Genomic DNA, 18,625 nt, shown 5'->3' with positions numbered 1-18,625 from the left:
AGTGGTCGGCGCGGCACCCCGGAGGTCAGCCCCGGAACTCCGGCTGCACCCAGTACGTGCTGTCGTGCCAGCTGTCGGTCGGGAACCCGCCGCCGTAGCGGTACACGCCCGCGCCGTGCGTGCCGTCGTGCGGCGCGGTGAACGGCGCGTGCGTCAGCGTGCCGGTGAAGTAGTTCTCCGACGTCGCGTAGCCACCGTGCGGCGTGTAGTAGGAGATCACGTAGTCGCGGCCCGGCTCGACCGGGACGGGCGTCGGGAAGTCGATCTCGGCCATCCGACCGGGGTGGTCCCAAGGCCGCTCGGCGAGCAGCACGCCCGCGTCCGACCACAGCCGCAGGCTGATCGGCCCCCGGTACGCGCCACGCAGCAGGGACGCGCCCAGCACGTGCCCCGGTCGGTCGAACCGGGTCCGCACGCCCACCTCGACGGGCAGCACGTCCGGATCGTCGACCACGGCCGCGTACGGGGTGGAGAACTCGCAGCGGATCTCGCAGTGCACCGGCTGCGGGACGGTCGTGCCTCCCACGTGGACGGTGGTCGCCGCGCCGGTGGTGCCGACCCCGGACGAGGTGACGGCCCGACCGGCGACCGTGACGTCACCGGCCACGTCCGGCGTGTAGGCGTACCGCCAGTCGGTCCGGAAGCCGTCCAGCACCCGCAGGCGTTCGGTGGTCACCCACGTCGCCCCGCCGTCGAAGGTCAGCTCGGTGGCGGTGATCGTGCCCGGTGTCGGGCTGAGCGAGCTGCCGGTGATCAGGAGCGGGACGCCGACCTCAGCGCCGGCGTGGGTGGTCGGGGTGGTGATCACCACCAACGGGTCGTCCTGCGCGTGAGCCGTGCCGGACAGGACCAGGGTCGCGGCGGCGACCGCCGCGAACAACCTGGATAAGCGAGGCATGTGCTCTCCTTGGGGCCATTGGGGAACTCCCGTGGGGAACTCCCGCACAGGTGATCGTCGCGGACCGGCACATCGCTACGCCTGCCCGGCACATGCCTTCGGCCCACGGGCCCAATGGTGTAATCGGCCCCGTCACGCCATCGAGCGCGGAGGTCGGTCACCCATGAGCCACAACCCGTCCCGAACGACTCCGCCCGGCCGCTGGGCGCACACCTGGGTCTCCTCGCCCCAGCCGACGAACCCGGCCGACCTGCCGCCCGAGCCGTTCGTCCGGGACGGTGTCGCGCTGGCCGATGCCACGGTGCGGCAGACGATCCGGGTGTCCGTCGGCGGGGACCGGTTGCGCTTGCGGTTCTCCAATGCCTTCGGCCGCACGGCGTTGGCGCTCACCGCCGTGTCCGTGGCGTCCCCGGAAGAGGTCGGCAAGAGCGCGGTCAGAGCGGGCACGATCCGTCCCGTCACCTTCCACGGCCGGACGTCGGTCGTCGTCCCGGTCGGCGCGCAGGTCGTGTCGGACGCGCTGGACTTCCCGGTGGCGCCGGACGCCGACCTGACCGTGACGGTGTTCCTGGCCGACGGGCAGCCCGCCGACGCGCTCACCTCGCACCCTGGCTCCCGCACCACCTCCCACCTGCTGCGGGGCGACCACGTCGACGCCGTGGACCTGCCCGGCGCGACCCCCGTCGACCACTGGTACCTCCTCAGCGGCGTGGAGGTGTGGTCGACCCGGCCCACCACGGCCGTGGTGACGTTGGGCGATTCCCTGACCGACGGCCGCGGCTCCACCACGAACGGCAACGACCGCTGGCCCAACCGCCTGGCTTCCCGGCTGCGTGCCGACCCGGCCACCGCGGACGTCGCCGTGCTCAACCAGGGCATCGGCGGGAACCAGGTGTTCGGCCAAGGGCTCGGCCCGAGCGCGCTGGCCCGGCTGGACCGCGATGTGCTGGCACTGGGCGGCGTCACGTGGCTGGTGTTGTTCGAGGGTGTGAACGACATCGGCACCGCCGCCCCGACGCCCGCCGCGCAGAAGCAGGTCACCGACGACCTCGTCGCCGCGTACGAGCAGATCGTGGAACGTGCCCATGCCCGTGGCATCTCCGTGTGCGGTGCCACGTTGACACCCCTCGGCGGCAGTGGTGACTACGACGACCCTGATGGCCACCGCGACACATCGCGTCAGTCGGTCAACCAGTGGATCCGGACCTCCGGGCGGTTCGACGCGGTGGTCGACTTCGACGCGGCCGTTCGTGACCCGGACGAGCCGAAACGCCTGCTCACCGCCTATGACGACGGTGACCGCCTGCACCTGGGCCCGGCCGGCTACCAGGCGTTGGCGGACGCCGTCCCGCTGGACCTGTTCGCGCCCGGACCCGCGTGACGGTGATCCAAAGGCTTTGTCACGCAAAAGTTTCGTAGCCCCGACTGTCGAAAGTGGACGCACCAAACAGGTGCGTTTTCCTTGCCCGGACAGCGGAATCGTCATAGGTTGACGTGGTCACCGAGCCCGACGCGAGAGGACCACGCATGGTCGGCACGACGCCACCGGAAGCCCTGGACGACCGGACACCGGTCGCACCACTCCCGGAGGGCGTGCACCCCGCGTGGCTGCCCGCGTCCGCGCTCCGGCCGGTCGGCTCACGACGCGTCCGGGTCGTCGGTGACGGCCCGGTGGTCGCCACCGTGCGCGGCGAAGTCGAGGCGGCGGTGGCCGAGCACGGCGGCACGCTGGTCGACCTCGGTCCGGCGGACCTGGAGCTGGTGTGCGCGCCGGACGACGGTGAAGAAGACCCGGAATCGTTCGTCGTGGCACGGGACGCGTCGACCACGACGGTCCGCGCGGTGGCCGGGAACGGCCTGCTCTACGGCTTCCACCACGTGGTGCGGCAGGGCGAGTCGGCGTTCGAAGGCACGCTGGAGCTCCAGCGGCACGCGCCCCGCCAGCCGGTCCGGATGCTCGACCACTGGGACAACGCCGCCGTGCACCCGGTGATGGGCCAGGTCGAACGCGGCTACGCGGGCGGCTCGATCTTCTACGACGACGGCGTGGTGCGCGAAGACCTGTCGCGGGCACGGTCCTACGCGCGGCTGCTCGGCTCGATCGGCATCAACCGCGTGGGCCTCAACAACGTCAACGTGCACCGCCCGGAAGCACTCCTGCTGACCGAACGGCTGCCGGACGTCGTGCGCCTCGCCGAGGTGTTCCGTCCGCACGGGATCAAGGTGCACCTGTCGGTGAGCTTCGCCGCTCCCGTCACGCTTGGCGGCCTGCCCACCGCGGACCCGCTCGACCCGGCGGTGGGGGAGTGGTGGGCCCGCACCACCGCCGCGGTGTACGCGGCGATCCCGGACTTCGGCGGGTACGTCGTCAAAGCCGACTCCGAGGGCCAACCAGGCCCGTTCGCCTACGGCCGTGACCACGCCGACGGGGCGAACGTCCTGGCCCGCGCGCTCGCGCCGTTCGGCGGCACGGTGTTCTGGCGCGCGTTCGTCTACAACCACCGCCAGGACTGGCGCGACCGCTCGACCGACCGCGCGCGTGCGGCGCACGACAACTTCGCCCCGCTCGACGGCAAGTTCGACCCGAACGTGGTCGTGCAGGTGAAGGCCGGTCCGATGGACTTCCAGGCGCGCGAGCCGATCTCGCCGGTGATCGCCGCGATGCCGCGCACCCGGCTCGCGGTCGAGTTGCAGGTGACGCAGGAGTACACCGGGCAGCAGAAGCACGTGTGCCACCTGGTGCCGCAGTGGTCCGAGATGCTCGGTTTCCCGCTGTGGGGCGAGGGTGAGCCGACGGTGGCGGACGTCGCCGGCGGTCGTGCGTCCGCGCCGGCAGGCGGTGTGGTGGCGGTGTCGAACGTCGGTGACGACCGGTTCTGGACCGGGCATCCGTTGGCCCAGGCCAACCTGTTCGGCTTCGGGCGGCTCACGTGGGACGACCGGATCGCGCCGGAGGACGTGCTGGACGAGTGGATCGGTCTCACCTTCGCGGATCCGGGCGTGGGCAAGGCGTTGCACGAGCTGATGGACGGCTCGTGGCTCACTTACGAGCGTTACACCGCGCCGCTGGGCGTGGGCTTCATGGTGAGTCCCGCCCGCCATCACTACGGGCCGGACGTCGACGGCTACGAGTATTCGTCTTGGGGCACTTACCACTTCGCCGACCGCGACGGTGTCGGCGTGGACCGCACGCGGGCGACGGGCACCGGCTACACCGGCCAGTACCCGGCGCCGTGGCGGGACCTGTACGAGTCGACCGAAACGTGCCCGGACGAGCTGCTGCTGTTCTTCCACCACGTGCCCTACGAGCACGTCCTGCACTCGGGGACGACGGTCATCCAGCACATCTACGACACGCACTTCGCCGGTCGTGAAGAGGTGGAGCGGATGGTGGCCACCTGGTCGGCGCTGGAAGGCCGTGTCCCCGAAGACGTCTTCGGCCGCGTCACCGAACTGCTCGCGGAGCAGTTGCGGTGCGCGACCGAATGGCGTGACCAGGTGAACACGTACTTCCGGCGCAAGTCGGGCGTGCCGGACGCCCGGGGTCGCCGGATCTACTGATCCTGGCGGATCACCAGTACTGCGGCCGGTGGCAGGTCCACCTTGTCACCGGCCCGCAGCGCCCGTCCGTCCAACAGGTTCGTCCCGCCTACCGGGCACTCCACCGTCCGGGCCTCACCGTGGTTGAGCACGAACAGGTGGCGCGTGCCGTCCGGTGACACGCGTTCGGTGACCTCGACATCGGGCACGTCGGCGAGCGGACCGACCAGCCCGTGCTCGTCCAGCGCCTTCCGAACCACAGTCGCCACACCGGCGTCGTCCAGCAACGTCGCCACATACCAAGCGCTGCCACGTCCCCGTGCCGCCCGCGTGACGGCCGGTGTCCCGGCGTAGAAGTCCGCGCCGTAGGTGCCGAGCACTTCCGCGTCGTCCGGGATGACCACCTCGAACACGTGTCGGCCCTCGTACTCCGTGCCGAACAACGTCACCGGGTTGACCACGTCGGGCTGCTGCGCGTCGGTCTCCTCCACCCGCAACCCGAGCAGCGAGGCGAACGGACCGGGCACGTCGGTCAGGAACGCGTTGTCGTCCTCGTCCACGCGACCGGACAGCGCCGTGGTCACGAACGTGCCGCCAGCGTCCACGAACGCCGTGACGCGCTCCGCCAGATCGCCCTTCACCATGTGCAGCAACGGCGCGACGACCACGTCGTAGCCGGAGAGGTCGGCCGTCACCGGCACGACGTCCAGCGACGCGTTCGCCTGCCACAGCGTCCGGTGGTACGCCGTGAGCACGTCCATGTACCGGACGTTCCGGTTCGGACCGTCGGACATCTCGACCGCCCACCAGCTGTCCCAGTCCACCAGCAACGCGACCCGCGCGGGCGTGCGGGCGCCGAGCACCGCGTCACCGACCCGGGCGAACTCGCTTCCCACCTCGGAGACCTCGCGGAACACCCGCGTGTCCGTCCGCCCCGCGTGGTCCAGCACCGCGCCGTGGTACTTCTCGCACGCGCCACGAGACTGCCGCAGCTGGAAGTACAGGACGGCGTCCGCGCCGTGCGCGACGGACTGCCACGACCACAGCCGCAGCACGCCGGGCCGCTTTACGGAGTTGACGTTCCGGCTCGCCGTGACCGACGGCGTCTGCTCCATGACCCAGAACGGCTCGCCGTCGCGCAGCCCGCGCATCAACCGGTGCGCCAACGCCATCCGCGCGGCCGTGCGGGACGCCGACGGGTCCTCGGGCGGGTAGTTGTCCCACGACGCGAAGTCCAGGTGCGGAGCCCACCGGTGGTAGTCGATCGGTTGGTACAGGCCCATCATGTTCGTCGTCACGGGCGTGTGCGCCGAGTGCTCGCGGATCGCCGCCTTCTCCGCCACGAACCCACCGAGCAACGCGTCGGACATGAACCGCTTGTAGTCCAGCGTGATGCCCTGGAACGCGGTGTGGTCCGGCCCGCGCCAGTGCTCCGACAGCATGTTCGGCGGCTGGATCTCCGCCCAGTCGGTGAACGTGTGCGACCAGAACGTGGTGTTCCACGCGTCGTTGAGCCGGTCCAGGGAGCCGTAGCGCTCGCCCAGCCACTCCCGGAACGCCTCACCGCACCGCGGGCACCAGCACGCGCCGCCGTACTCGTTGCCGACGTGCCACGCCACGACCGCCGGGTTGTCCCCGTACCGCTCGGCGAGCCGCCCGGCCATCGCCACCGAGAGTCGGCGGAAGTCGGGCGACGATGGGCACGCGTTGTGCCGCTGCCCGTAGACGTGCCGACGTCCCTCGAAGTCGACCCGACACGCCTCCGGGTACTTGTGCGCCAGCCACGGCGGCATCGCGCCGCTCGGAGTGGCCAGCACGATCCGCATTCCCTCGGCCGTCGCCCGCGCCACGATCGCGTCCAACGTCGAGAAGTCGTACCGGTCCTCGGCGGGCTGGAGGTGGGCCCACGCGAACACACCCACGGTCACCGTGTTGATGCCGGCGAGCTTGAGGGCGGCGTAGTCGTCGTCCCAGACCTCACGGGGCCACTGCTCGGGGTTGTAGTCGCCGCCGTAGCCGATCTGAGGGGTCACGCGGTGAACCTTTCGGTGGCGTCGCGCAGCACCGGATCGGCGTTGCGCAGCAGGAGAAGGGTGAACGGGGAAGCCAGCAGCGCCAGCACCCAGTCGGAGGTGAGCACGACGAGCCCGCCGGCCGCGATGAGCAGCGACAACGTGCCGAGCGTGCACGCGGGACGTGCGGCGAGGTAGTAGGACGCCAACCGCGCGGTGTCGCGGGTGCGCAACGCCAGCGCGGACGACAGCACCAGCGCGTGGCACGACCACAGCAGCACCGCCGCCGCGATCACGACCAGCACGAGCCCGTACCCGGCCGGCACGCCCGCCAGACCGAGGTTCGCCAGGCTGAAGCCGATGACCGTCAGCACCGCCAGGGTGGGCAGCCACCAGCGCAGCACGTCCAGCAGGTTGAGCCGGTAGCCGCGCCAGAAGTGCCGGGCGGGGGACAGGTCCCGGTCGTTCAGGAACACCCGCCACGCGAACAACGCCGCCGACAGCGCCGGTGCCAGCGGGGCGAAGCACAGGCCGATCAACGGCGCGTTGCCCGCCTCGCCGACCAGGAACACCACCAGCAGCAACGGCGGACCGGCCGTGAGCAGGAGCAGCACCTCGATGACGACGAACCAGTACACGATCGCCGACGCCCGGGACAGGACGCCCTTGCCGATCTCGTCCGCCGGGTCGCCGCGTCCCGGTTTCGTCGCCATCGCCGTCACCTCTCGTGCTCCGCGACGAGGCGTTCGTCGGATCCGCCGAGCAGTCGCCGGTCGTCCAACCCGGTGTGCTCCTCGGGTTCGACCGGGATCAGCTCGACGAACGTCACCTCGTGCCGCGACAATGCCAGGTCGAGCAGCACCCGACCACCTTCGACCGCCGCCGACCGGTGCTCCACGGCCGGGCGTGCGCAGTCACGCAGCACCTCGATCGTCCGCCGGTCGGGTGACCGCGGCCGGCCAAGCTCGCGCCACGCGCCGAACGCGTTGCCGTCGTGCTCGTTCACCCGCTCGCGGCGCACGAACGCGCGCGGCCCCGTCATCGGGACCGACAGCCGCACCTCGTGCCGCTCGGGGGCCTCCGGCGCGTCGCTGCCGCCCACCGGCTGCCACGCCAGCACCGTGACGCGCCCGTCGTCCGTGGCGCACACCAGGTGGTCGACGCCGCGCGCCAGCACGTGCGAGCCCATCCGGGCCATGAACGCGTACAGGTGGTAGGTCGGCTTCGGCACCTGCCGGTGCGTGAGCAGCCCGAAACCGCCGTGGAACAGCGACGTCGGCACGTTCTCCTCCTCGAAGACGTCGCAGAACGTCCAGTAGGAGTACGAGTCGACCAGTTCCGTGCCGCCGGTGAGGACGGGCGCCAGGTAGGCGGCGTTGTAGGCGGTGTCGTGGATCGGGTTGTCCGGCCGGTACGAGGTGTTGAACTCGGTGATGTGCACCGGCAGCCCGGCCAGCGCCGTCGCCGCGAGGTGCTTGCGCGGCGCGTCGAACTGCTCCAGCAGCAGTTCCGGCGCGGTCAGCGTCTGGTAGGTGCCGAACGGCACGTGCTGCGCCGGCCCGGACGTGTAGGCGTGCCTGCTGACGAAGTCGATCGGCACGTCCCGGCGGGTGACGAAGTCCGCGAACGGCGCCCACCACTCGTCCGAGCCGGGTGAGATCGCGGGGCCGCCGACCTGGAGCCCGGCGTCCACGTCCTTGACGGTCCGCGCGGTGGTCTCGTAGAGGCGGAAGTAGGCCTCCTGGTCGGCGTCCTTCCAGAAGTTGACGAGGTTCGGCTCGTTCCACACCTCGATCGGCCAGGTGCGCACCTCGTCCAGGCCGTACCGGTCGATCAGGTGCCGCAGGAGCGCCCGCACGAGCGCGGCCCACTCGTCCAGGTCCTTCGGCGGGGTGATGTTGCCCTTCCACCAGAACACGGTGTCGTCGCCCGAGGCGAGCGCGGTGGGCATGAACCCCAGCTCCACGAACGGCCGCAGGCCCAGCTCCAGGAACCGGTCGAACACCTGGTCCACGTACGTGAACGAGTACCGGACCTGGCCATTGGACACGCGGTGCAAGCCCATGTCGTCGGACAACAGCCCGTGGCCCCGGATGTAGCGGAAACCGATGTCGCGCTGGACCATGGCCAGGGATTCCTGGTAGTCGGCGCGCAGCGCGAGGTTCAGCCTGCCGGTGCCCACGCAGTGCCGCCAGGACTCGGACAGGCGGCCGATCGGCTCACCGGGGACGACAACGCGGTTCACATACCCTCCAGGACCCGGCCGCCGCCCGCGGAGCAGCGGCCATTGAACACAGCCCGGTCACGGCATCTCGCCGTGACCGGGCCAGGTGAACTATCAGCCGTTCTTTTCCTTGTACCGCTTGTGAGCGCCGTTCACCACGTCGATGAACTGGGTCATGCCCTTGGCGTCCAACTCCTTGACGTACGCGTCCCACGTGGAGATGTCGCGGCTGCCGAGGATGAACTGGAGCGTCGACTGCGTGACGAGGTCCTTCAGCGGGGACTCCCACAGGGTGGCGCGCTCGCGCTCCTCCTCGCTCAGCGGCGCCGGCGGGGCGAGCGCGATCACCTTCTTGTCCGCCATCGTCTTCTGGAAGGCGAGCTCCTCCTCGGTGAACATCGACTGGAGCAGTTCGGTGGGACCGCCGTACGCGAACACACCGCCCTGGAAGCCGAAGTCACGCTGGAGGTTCTTCGCCGCGCCGACGTTCATGCCGCCGAACGCCACGTCGGACTTGAGCGTCCGCTTGCCGGAGGAGTCCTTCTCGTAGGTCGTGCCGGGCACGCCCCACTTGACGAGTTCCTGCGCCTCGTCGGAGTACCACAGCCAGTCGATGAACTGCATCGTGGCCACGAACTTGTCGCTCTCGGCGATCTTGGCCGAGACCATCAGGCCGTTCTCCAGGCGCGTGCCGCGGATGACGTCGCCCTTAGGGCCGGCGGGCAGCGGGATCTTCGCCACCGTGGCGCCGGCGATCTTGGAGACGTTCGGCCGGTAGTCGTTGACGATGTTCTGCGCGTTGCTGCTGATCGCGAACGACTTGCCGCTGGCGAACTTCTGGATCGCCGCGTCATCCTTCTGGGTGAAGCTCTCCGGGTCCATCAGGCCTTCCGCGACGAGCTTGCGGAAGTACTCGATCATCGCCTTGTACTCGGGCGTCGCACCGGTGAAGTCGAACTTCTGCGCCGACTCGTTCCAGGTGGCGTTGTTGTAGCCCCACCCGGCCTGGGTGCCGAAGGTCTGGCCCGCGTAGTTGAGGATCGACTTGCCCTCGAACCGGTCCGACAGCGGGTAGCTGTCCGGGTTCGCGGTCTTGATGGCCTTCAGGACCGTGTAGACCTCGTCCCAGTTGGTCGGGGCCTTCAGGTTCAGGCGCTGGAGCTCGTCGGTGCGGAACGCCAGGGTGTAGTCCTGCCACACGTTCTCGTGCACGCCGGGCAGCAGGTAGAACTTGCCGTCCTCCTGGCGCAGCGTGTTCAGCTCCGGCTGGAGCTTCCACTTGTCGATCTTCGCCTTGAAGTTCGGCATCAGGTCGAGGTAGTCGCTCACCGGGAGGATCGCGCCGGACGAGACGAACGGCGCCTCCTGACCGGGGTAGGTCTTGGAGATGATCGTCGGCGCGTCACCCGAGCTGATCAGCAGCCCGCGCTTCTGGTCGTAGTCGCTGTAGGGCACGACCGTCGGCTTGAGCGTGATGTTGGTCCGCTGGGAGATCTCCTTCCAGATCGCCCAGTCCTCCTTCATCGGGTAGTGGGCCTGGTCCAGGTACAGCAGGCTGACGTCCAGCGGCTCGGTCGCCTTGAACTGGTCACCGGCCTTGTACTCGGCCATGGCGGCGACCTTCTTGCCGTCCAGGTTGACGCCGGTCGAGGCCGGGTCTTCTTCGCTGCACGCCGCCACGCTGACCACGAGGCTGCCCGCCACAAGAGTCAGAAGCGTGCGCTTCCATTTCGATCGCATCGTGCTCTCTCCTCGGGTGTTTGACACCGTCGTCAACTCGGAGGCGCGCTACTGCTTGACCGCGCCGAGCATTACGCCCGACACGAAATAGCGCTGAATGAAGGGGTAAACGACAACGATGGGCAGCACGGTCAGCACCATCGTCACAGCCTTGATGTTCGCGGAGATCGCCACCGCGTTGGTCTCCACGGCGCCGACCGACGTCGCAGAGGTGGCGCCCGCGATCATGTTCCGCAGGTACACGGTGACCGGGAACAGGTCCGCCCGGTCGAGGTAGAGGAACGCCTGGAACCACGAGTTCCAGTTCGCGACCGCGTAGAACAGGATCATGGTCGCGAGCACGGCCTTCGACAGCGGCAGCACGATCTTCAGCAGGATGCCGTAGGTGTTGAGGCCGTCGATCGCGGCGGCCTCCTCCAGTTCCGTCGGCAGGCTCTCGAAGAACGCCTTCATGACCAGCAGGTTGAACACGCTGATCGCGTTCGGCAGCACGATCGCCCAGATCGTGTTGGTCATCCCGAGCCCGTTCACCAGCACGTAGTTCGGGATCAGGCCGCCGTTGAAGAACATCGTGAACACCGCGATGCCGACGAGCAGGCCGCGGCCCTTCAGCTTGTGCTTCGACAGCACGTACGCGTAGATCGTGGTGAGCACGATCGAGATGGCGGTGGCCGTCACCGTGTAGAGGACGGTGTTGAAGTAGCTGTTCCAGAACACCGGGTCGGACGCGACCAGCTTGTAGGTGTCGAGGTTGAACCCGCGCGGCACCAGGTTCACCTGGCCGGTGCGGATGAAGACCTCGCTGCTGAACGACTGCGCCACGATGTTGACGAACGGGTACAGCGTCACCGCGACCACGCCGAGCAGCACCACGACGTTGACGACGCGGAAGATCCGGTAGCCGCGCGAGTCGTCCAGCGAGGTGCGGCGTGGCCCGGCGGGCTTGTCCAGCCTGGCGGCGAGAGCGGTAGGGTCGGTGGTCACCACAGGCTCGTCCCCACTGTTCGGCGCGAGATCGCGTTGGCGGACAGGATCAGCGTGAGACCGATGATCGACTCGAACAGGCCGATCGCGGCGGCGTAGCTGAAGTTGTTGGACACCAGGCCGACCCGGTAGAGGTAGGTCGAGATGACGTCCGCGGTCGGGTAGGTCAGCGGGTTGTACAGCAGCAGGACCTTCTCGAAACCGACCGCCATGAACGTGCCGATGTTGAGGATCAGCAAGACGATCATCGTCGGCCGGATGCCGGGCAGCGTCACGTGCCAGGTCTGCTGCCAGCGGCTCGCGCCGTCGATCCGGGCCGCCTCGTAGAGCTGGCTGTCGATCGTGGTCAGCGCGGCCAGGTAGAGGATCGTGCCCCAGCCGACGGTCTGCCAGATCTCGGACGAGACGTAGATCGAGCGGAACCAGTCCGGCTCCTGGATGAACGAGGTGGGCTCGCCGCCGAAGGCGCGGACGACCTGGTTGACCGTGCCCTCCACGGACACCAGCTGCATGACCATGCCGGCCACGATCACGATGGAGAGGAAGTGCGGCAGGTAGGACACCGTCTGCACGAACCGCTTGAAGTAGCGCGAGCGGACCTCGTTGAGCAGCAGCGCCAGCACGATCGGCAGCGGGAACACGAAGAACAGGCTGAGCGCGCCCAGCGCCATCGTGTTGCCGAAGACCTCCCAGAAGTTCGGGTCGTTGATGAACATCTTGACGTAGCGCAGGCCCACCCACGTCTCGCCGTAGATGCTGCCGCCCGGCACGAACTTGCGGAACGCGATGACGTTGCCGAGCATCGGCGCGTAGCGGAAGACCAGGAAGAACAGCAGCGGGACGATGACCAGCGTGTAGAGCTGCCAGTCGCGCTTCCACGCCTTGCGCCAGGTCGTCTTGTACCGGGGCGTTTTCGGGGCCTTGGGCGGTTTCCCGGTCGGCGCCGCCGCGGCGGCTGGTTCGCTGACCTGGGTGGTCATGCTCGCTCCACCTCCTCGTGGGTGACCGACACGTCGGTGAGCCGACGGCGCGTGTGGTCGACTTCGCGCAGCGGGCCCACGAGCCGGAGGTCCACCGCTTCGTGCACGTCGGCGCTGGACCGCGACACGCGCAGCTGCACCGCGCCCGGTTCCACCACACGACGCCCGTTCAGGCCGGTGAACGACGTGACGTCGGCCGGGACGCGGAACGTCACGCGGGCCGACGCGCCGCCGTCCAGCGGCACCCGCGCGTACCCGACGAGCCGCACCACCGGGCGCGTCACCTGGGCGACGGGGTCGTGCAGGTACAGCTGCACCACGTCGGCTCCGGCGCGGTCGCCCGGGTTGCGCACGTCGAGTTCGACCTCGACCTCGCCGTCCGTGGCCCACGGCCGGTCGCCGCCCACCACGCGCGGGGACGACCACGTGAACGTGTCGTAGCCCAGCCCGTGCCCGAACGGGAACGCCGGTGTCGGGTCCACATTGGACACTCCGCTGCGTCGCCCCAGCGGTGCGGACAGGTAGGTGCCGGGCTGACCGGACGCGTCACCCGGGATGCCGACCGGCAGCCGGCCCGAGGGGGAGACCGCGCCGGTCAGGACGTCCGCGATGGCCTGGCCGCCGAGCTGCCCCGGGAAGAACGTCTGCACCGTAGCCGCCGCGCCGCCGGCCAGGTCGCCGATCGCGTACGGCCGTCCGGTGATCAGCAGCAGCACCACCGGCGTGCCGGTGGCGACGACCGCGCGGACCAGATCCGCCTGCGCGCCGGGAAGGACGAGTTCGGTCGCGTCGCACCCCTCGCCGGACGTGCCGCGTCCGAACAGGCCCGCCAGGTCGCCCACGGCCACGACGCACACGTCCGCCTCCGACGCGGCGGCCACTGCGGCGGCCATGTCCTCGGGAGTGCTCTCGCCGATGACTTCACAGCCGCGGGCGTAGGTGACGCTGTCCACCGTGTTCCGCAGGGACGCCAGGACGGTGGGGATCTCCAGGCCCAGCGACATGTCCATGTGGTGCACGCCGATGTGCGCCGGGAACGAGTAGCAGCCGAGCATCGCCATCGGGTCGTCCGCGAGCGGGCCGACCACGGCGAGCCGGGCACCGGGCCGCAGCGGCAGGACGCCGTCGTTGGCCAGCAGCACCACGGACTCCCGCGCCAGGCGCAGCGCGACGTCCTGTGCGTGCGGCGAGTCCAGCCGCAGGTCGTCGACGTTCTCCGGCAGTGCCGTCCAGTCCGGGTCGAGCAGGCCGAGTTCGATCTTCTGCCGGAGTACCCGGCGCAACGCGCGGTCCACCAGCGCCTCGTCCACGTCGCCGCGCTTGACCGCTTCCAGCAGCGGCGCGCCGTAGCAGCGGACGGTCGGCAACTCGACGTCCACGCCCGCGCTCAGGGCCAGCGCGGCGGCGTGCGACTCGTCCTCGGCCACCCCGTGCAGCGTCTGGAGGAACTTGACCGCGAAGTAGTCGGCGACCACCGTGCCGTCGAAACCCCAGGTGTCGCGCAGCAACGTGGTGAGCAGCCCGGCGTCGGCCGCGGACGGCACGCCGTCGACGTCGCTGTAGGAGTGCATGACCGACCGGACGCCGCCGTCGTGCACGGCCATCTCGAACGGCGGCAGGATGACGTCGGCGAATTCACGCGGGCCGATGGACACCGGCGCGAGGTTCCGCCCGGCGCGTGAGGCCGAGTAGCCGGCGAAGTGCTTCAGCGTGGCGACGATCCCGGCCTCTTCGAGACCGCGCACGTAGGCCGTGCCCACCGTGCCGACGAGGTACGGGTCCTCGCCGATGGTCTCCTCGGTGCGGCCCCAGCGGTAGTCGCGCGTGACGTCGAGGACGGGCGCCAGACCCTGGTGCACGCCCGCGGCCCGCATCGAACGGCCGATCAGGCCCGCCATCTCGGCGACCAGCCCGGGGTCGAACGACGCGCCCCAGGCGAGGGGAGCGGGGTACGCGGTGGCCTGCCACGCCGCGAAGCCGGTGAGGCATTCCTCGTGCACCAGCGCGGGGATGCCGAATCGGTTGGCGGCGGCGACCTGCTGCTGGGACAGGGCGAGTGAACGGGCGCCGACCACCGGGTCGACCGGCCGGGTGCCGAACGGGCGGGTGAGCTGGCCGAGTCCGGCGGCGATGACCTCGTTCCACACCACCGGGTCGCCGGTCATGTCGTTCTGGTGCGGCGCGACCTCGCCGCCTTCCGGATCGGCGCCGACCCACACCCCGACGAGCTGCGCCAGCTTCTCTTCGAGCGTCATCGCGCCCACGAGCGCTTCGACCCGCTCGGTGACCGGCAGGCCCACGTCCTGCCAGACCGCGTTCGGCCGGTCGGCGGTCGTCCTCGCGGCATCGCCCGCCGGCGGCGCCGTGACGTCCGTCGTCCTGTTCATCATCGACCAGAAACCCCCGCTCACGTCCTCGTGAAGACCGAAACTATCGAAGTAACTTCCGACATGCCGATCCGGTGGGGAGAACGTAGGGGGATCTCCGCAAGACGTCAACAGTTCGTGTCAGTTCGATATATTCGCAGTTCACCGGCCGTCACGTCGGGTCTGATCAGGTTCACAGACCTGAACAATTTCGGTCCCCGCTGACGCATTTGGCGGCTAGGCTGGTGATCGGAAGGGCGAACCTTTACGCTCGGCCGTCGAAACTTTAGACGTTTTCGGGAACGGTATGAGGGCGTGTGCGTGCCGCGCGCGAACCAGGGGGCAGCATGAGTTCGTCGACCGAGCCGGACGCCGGCGCCGTGCCGGAGAAGGCGGTGAAGGGCGCGGTGTCCATCTCGTCCATCGCGGCCGAGGCGGGCGTGTCGATCCCGACCGTCTCCAAGGTGCTCAACGGACGCCCGGACGTCGCCGCCGACACCCGCGCCAGGGTCGAGAGCGTCATCGAGCAGCACCGCTACCGGCGACGGCGGGCCCGGCAGTCGTCCCGGCCCGCCCTCATCGACCTGGTCTTCCACGAGTTGAACTCGGCCTGGTCCACGGAGATCATCCGCGGGGTCGAGCTGGCCGCGGCCAACGAGCGGGCGGCCGTCGTGCTGTCCGAGCTGGGTGGTGAGCACCGGCCGCGCCGGGAGTGGTTCGACGACCTCCTGTCCCGCCGCCCGCTCGGCGTCATCCTGGTGCTGGCCGGGCTGGACGCCGAGCAGCGCCGCCAGCTGACCACCCGCAACATCCCGTTCGTCTTCGTGGACACCGCCGGCGAGCCGCCGCCCGGCGTGCCCACCGTGGGATCGGCGAACTGGGCCGGCGGCCTGGCCGCGACCCGGCACCTGCTCGGGCTCGGCCACCGCCGGATCGCGGTCATCTCCGGGCCGACGACCATGCTGTGCAGCCGCGCCAGGGTCGACGGCTACCGCAGCGCGCTGGAGTCCGCGGACGTCGTCGTGGACCCGGACTTCGTCCGTTACGGCGACTTCTACGTCAACGGCGGGTACAGCCACGGTCTCGACCTGCTCGACCGCCCCGACCCGCCCACCGCCATCTTCGCCGGCTCCGACTTCCAGGCGCTCGGCGTGATGCGGGCGGCCCGTGAGCTCGGACTGTCGATTCCGGAGGACGTGTCGATCGTCGGCTACGACGACCTGTCGGTCAGCGAGTGGGTGGGGCCGCAACTGACCACCGTGCGTCAGCCTCTGCAAGAGATGGCCACCACGGCCGCGCACATGGTGTTCAGCCTGGCCCGCGGCCAGCACCCGCCGAACGAGCGGATAGACCTCGCCACCGAACTGATCGTGCGGGAGAGCACCTGCCCGCCCAAGGCGCGTTGACGCGGCGGTCGGTCGGTTCCTCAGTGGCGCGGGGCAGCCTCGCGCCACTGTCGGGTTCGCACGTGGCGGACCGGCTCCGCTAGTCGGCCTTGTAGGCGCGCAGGAAGGTGTCAACGGCGGCGTTCGCCACGATGCGCGTGTCGGCGGCGGACACCTTGCGGGCGCCCAGGTGTGACCGGACCTCCATCGGGCCGGTGAGCAGCGCGAGGAACTGGTCAGCGGCCAGCGTCGGATCGCACGGGCGCAACCGCTCCGCCAGCGACAGTCGGGCCAGCCGGTCTGCCAGTGCTTCCCTCAGCCGGTGCGACGTGCGCTCCCGGACCACGTCGATCAGGTCCGGGAACCTGCCCGCCTGTCCGTAGGCGAGCGAGCGCAGCGCGCGAGCCTGCTCGCTCGAGCACACCCGCGACATCCGGTACGCCACGTCCTCCAGCGCCGCGCGCAAGTCGTCCCCCGGCTCGCGCAGCCGCTCGACGACGTCGAGGTTCTCCGCCATCACCAGATCCGCCACGGCCATCACGGCGTGCCGGAACAGGTTCTCCTTGTCGGTCAGGTGGTTGTAGACGGTCGGCTTGGCGACCCCGGCCTCCTCGGCGATCTCCTGCACGCACGCCTGGTCGTAGCCGCGCCGCGCGAACACGGTGAACGCGGCCTCCAGGATGGCCTGCCGCTTGTCGATCCGCCCGCGGGCCGATGTCGCCGTCACCACGCCATGGTAGCCCGCACCCGGCCCGAGTTGAACTCACGGGTTCACTCCAGTGGATCGTTTTGTTAGTTTCCCGAACAGGTCATCAAACTGAACCAGCGAGTTCAACCGATGGAGGAAACCCTTGATAGTCAACATCTTGCGGTTCAGCTTCAAGGAGGGCACGACCGAGGAGCAGCAGGCTGCGGTGCTGGCCGCCATGAGGCGGACGGCAAGCGTGGAGTCGGTGTCCTTCGGCGCCGTCGGCCAGGACATCGGCGACCCGGCCGAGGGGTACACGCACGCCTACGTCGCCGGCATCGCCGACCTGGCCGCGCTTGAGCGGTACCTGCACGACCCCGTGCACGTCGAGGGCGATTTCGAGATCCTGCCGCACGTGGCGGAGCTGGCGCCGGTCCGGTTCACCGACGACACCGACCCGGACCTGGGCGAGAAGGTCCTCGCGCTGCACCTGGCGAAGGTGGCGAAGTACCCGGAGTGGGGGAAGTTGGTCTCGTCGCTGTCCGGCGGGAAGATTCCGGCGGACGCCTGACGATCCGTGGTTGGTCGGGCCGGATCGGCGGCCGGTCGGACCGGCCGCCGTCCGTTCGGTTCGGCGGTTCGTTCAGGTCGGCGGTTCGTTCAGGTGGGCTTGTTCAACTCAGCGGCGTGTTCGCCGGGTCCACCCGTTCGCCCTCGCGGACGGGACCCGGCGGCGTGCCGTCACCGAACGGCCGCCCGCCGAGCGCCTCCCGCCCGTGCGGGGTGACCCACCCGGACAGGTCCGGACCGACCGGCACGATCCCGGTCGGGTTGATGTCCTTGTGGACGATGTAGTAGTGCTCCTTGATCTGCCGGAAGTCGACCGTGTCGCCGAAACCGGGCGTCTGGAACAGGTCACGGGCGTACGCCCACAGCACCGGCATCTCGGCGAGCTTCTGCCGGTTGCACTTGAAATGGCCGTGGTAGACGGCGTCGAAGCGGGCCAGGGTGGTGAACAGCCGCACGTCGGCCTCGGTGATCGTGTCGCCGACGAGGTACCGCCGGTCGCGCAGCCGGTCCTCCAGCCAGTCGAGCGCCGTCCACAGGCGCGCGTACGCGTCGTCGTACGCCTCCTGGCTGCCCGCGAAACCACACCGGTACACGCCGTTGTTGACCTCGGTGAACACGCGCCGGTTGACGTCGTCCATCTCGTCGCGGTGCGCGTCGGGCAGCAGGTCGGGCGCGCCTTCGCGGTGGTGCTCGCGCCACTCCGTGGACAGGTCCAGGGTCATCTGCGCGAAGTCGTTCGTCACGACCGCGCCCGTCCTGGCGTCCACCACCGCCGGCACCGTGATCCCGCGCGGGTAGTCCGGGTCGCGCTTGAAGTAGGCCTCCTGGAGGCGTTCGATCCCGAGCACCGGGTCACGCCCGCCGGGATCGAGGTCGAACGTCCACGAGCGGGCGTCGTGCGTCGGGCCGGCCAGCCCCATCGAGAGCGCGTCCTCCAGGCCGAGCAGCCTGCGCACGATGATCGCCCGGTTCGCCCAGGGACAGGCCCGCGCGGCGATCAGCCGGTACCGACCGGGCTCGACCGGGAACCCGTCCTGCCCGTCGGCCGTGATCCGGGTGTTGATGTACCGGGTGTCGCGGGTGAACTCCTTGCCCTTGACCGAGTAGGTGCCGCCCCGGGTGTGCTCGGGGTTCGCGCCGTTCTCCGCAGCCGCCGCAGTGTCGCTCACCTTTCCGAGCCTACTTCGTCCCGCCGCGCCAAGCGCATCACGTGACCACGGCTCAGGTCGGACCCGTCG

Annotated in this window: 14 protein-coding genes; 4 read left to right on the top strand and 10 right to left on the bottom strand. The window is 69.8% G+C overall.

Features of this window, described 5'->3' with window-relative positions; all coding sequences use genetic code 11:
• Positions 1–25: 25 nt before the first annotated feature.
• Entirely contained in the window at positions 26–898 is an 873-nt protein-coding gene (locus tag F4560_RS12050) for a DUF4082 domain-containing protein (protein ID WP_184919535.1), read from the bottom strand.
• A 163-nt stretch (positions 899–1,061) separates the two neighbouring features.
• Between F4560_RS12050 and F4560_RS12045 the strand changes: the two genes are divergently transcribed.
• Both F4560_RS12045 and F4560_RS12040 read left to right on the top strand, forming a co-directional pair.
• Entirely contained in the window at positions 1,062–2,279 is a 1,218-nt protein-coding gene (locus F4560_RS12045) for an SGNH/GDSL hydrolase family protein (RefSeq protein WP_184919533.1), read from the top strand.
• A gap of 146 nt (positions 2,280–2,425) precedes the next feature.
• Complete coding sequence (locus F4560_RS12040; protein ID WP_184919531.1) at positions 2,426–4,459, top strand: alpha-glucuronidase; 2,034 nt, start codon at positions 2,426–2,428, stop codon at positions 4,457–4,459.
• On the opposite strand, the gene F4560_RS12035 is transcribed toward F4560_RS12040, so the two are convergent.
• The 7 genes from F4560_RS12035 to F4560_RS12005 all read right to left on the bottom strand — a co-directional run bounded on the left by F4560_RS12035 (position 4,453) and on the right by F4560_RS12005 (position 14,768).
• The gene (locus F4560_RS12035; RefSeq protein ID WP_184919529.1) at positions 4,453–6,471 is read right to left on the bottom strand and encodes a beta-galactosidase; all 2,019 of its coding nucleotides are present in this window, start codon (positions 6,469–6,471) and stop codon (positions 4,453–4,455) included. The genes F4560_RS12040 and F4560_RS12035 overlap by 7 nt on opposite strands.
• Positions 6,468–7,163, bottom strand: a complete 696-nt coding sequence (locus F4560_RS12030) for a DUF624 domain-containing protein (RefSeq protein WP_184919527.1) — start codon at positions 7,161–7,163, stop codon at positions 6,468–6,470. Before F4560_RS12030 ends, F4560_RS12035 begins: the two co-directional genes overlap by 4 nt.
• Positions 7,164–7,168: 5 nt before the next feature.
• Complete coding sequence (locus tag F4560_RS12025) at positions 7,169–8,695, bottom strand: GH39 family glycosyl hydrolase (protein ID WP_184919525.1); 1,527 nt, start codon at positions 8,693–8,695, stop codon at positions 7,169–7,171.
• Between the two features lie 93 nt (positions 8,696–8,788).
• Positions 8,789–10,414, bottom strand: coding sequence for an ABC transporter substrate-binding protein (locus F4560_RS12020; RefSeq protein WP_184919523.1), 1,626 nt, complete (start codon positions 10,412–10,414; stop codon positions 8,789–8,791).
• Between the two features lie 48 nt (positions 10,415–10,462).
• The gene (locus F4560_RS12015; RefSeq protein WP_184919521.1) at positions 10,463–11,398 is read right to left on the bottom strand and encodes a carbohydrate ABC transporter permease; all 936 of its coding nucleotides are present in this window, start codon (positions 11,396–11,398) and stop codon (positions 10,463–10,465) included.
• Entirely contained in the window at positions 11,395–12,378 is a 984-nt protein-coding gene (locus F4560_RS12010) for an ABC transporter permease (RefSeq protein WP_184919519.1), read from the bottom strand. The genes F4560_RS12015 and F4560_RS12010 overlap by 4 nt, the downstream gene beginning before the upstream one ends.
• Positions 12,375–14,768: a beta-xylosidase/alpha-l-arabinosidase gene (locus F4560_RS12005; protein WP_246477783.1), complete on the bottom strand. Its 2,394-nt coding sequence runs from the start codon at positions 14,766–14,768 to the stop codon at positions 12,375–12,377. The genes F4560_RS12010 and F4560_RS12005 overlap by 4 nt, the downstream gene beginning before the upstream one ends.
• A 323-nt stretch (positions 14,769–15,091) precedes the next feature.
• Between F4560_RS12005 and F4560_RS12000 the strand changes: the two genes are divergently transcribed.
• The gene (locus tag F4560_RS12000; protein WP_184919517.1) at positions 15,092–16,150 is read left to right on the top strand and encodes a LacI family DNA-binding transcriptional regulator; all 1,059 of its coding nucleotides are present in this window, start codon (positions 15,092–15,094) and stop codon (positions 16,148–16,150) included.
• A 79-nt stretch (positions 16,151–16,229) separates the two neighbouring features.
• Here the strand turns inward: F4560_RS12000 and F4560_RS11995 are convergent, their stop codons facing one another.
• Positions 16,230–16,856, bottom strand: coding sequence for a TetR/AcrR family transcriptional regulator (locus F4560_RS11995; RefSeq protein ID WP_312869195.1), 627 nt, complete (start codon positions 16,854–16,856; stop codon positions 16,230–16,232).
• 124 nt (positions 16,857–16,980) lie between these two features.
• Here F4560_RS11995 and F4560_RS11990 point away from each other — a divergent pair, with 124 nt between their 5' ends.
• Entirely contained in the window at positions 16,981–17,388 is a 408-nt protein-coding gene (locus tag F4560_RS11990) for a Dabb family protein (RefSeq protein WP_184919513.1), read from the top strand.
• Between the two features lie 103 nt (positions 17,389–17,491).
• On the opposite strand, the gene F4560_RS11985 is transcribed toward F4560_RS11990, so the two are convergent.
• Positions 17,492–18,451 (bottom strand): glutathione S-transferase family protein, encoded by a 960-nt coding sequence (locus F4560_RS11985; RefSeq protein WP_312869845.1) that lies wholly within the window; start codon positions 18,449–18,451, stop codon positions 17,492–17,494.
• Between the last annotated feature and the right edge of the window lie 174 nt (positions 18,452–18,625).

The organism is Saccharothrix ecbatanensis (assembly GCF_014205015.1).
Classification (GTDB): domain Bacteria; phylum Actinomycetota; class Actinomycetes; order Mycobacteriales; family Pseudonocardiaceae; genus Actinosynnema; species Actinosynnema ecbatanense.
This window is presented reverse-complemented; position numbering and strand designations above follow the sequence as displayed.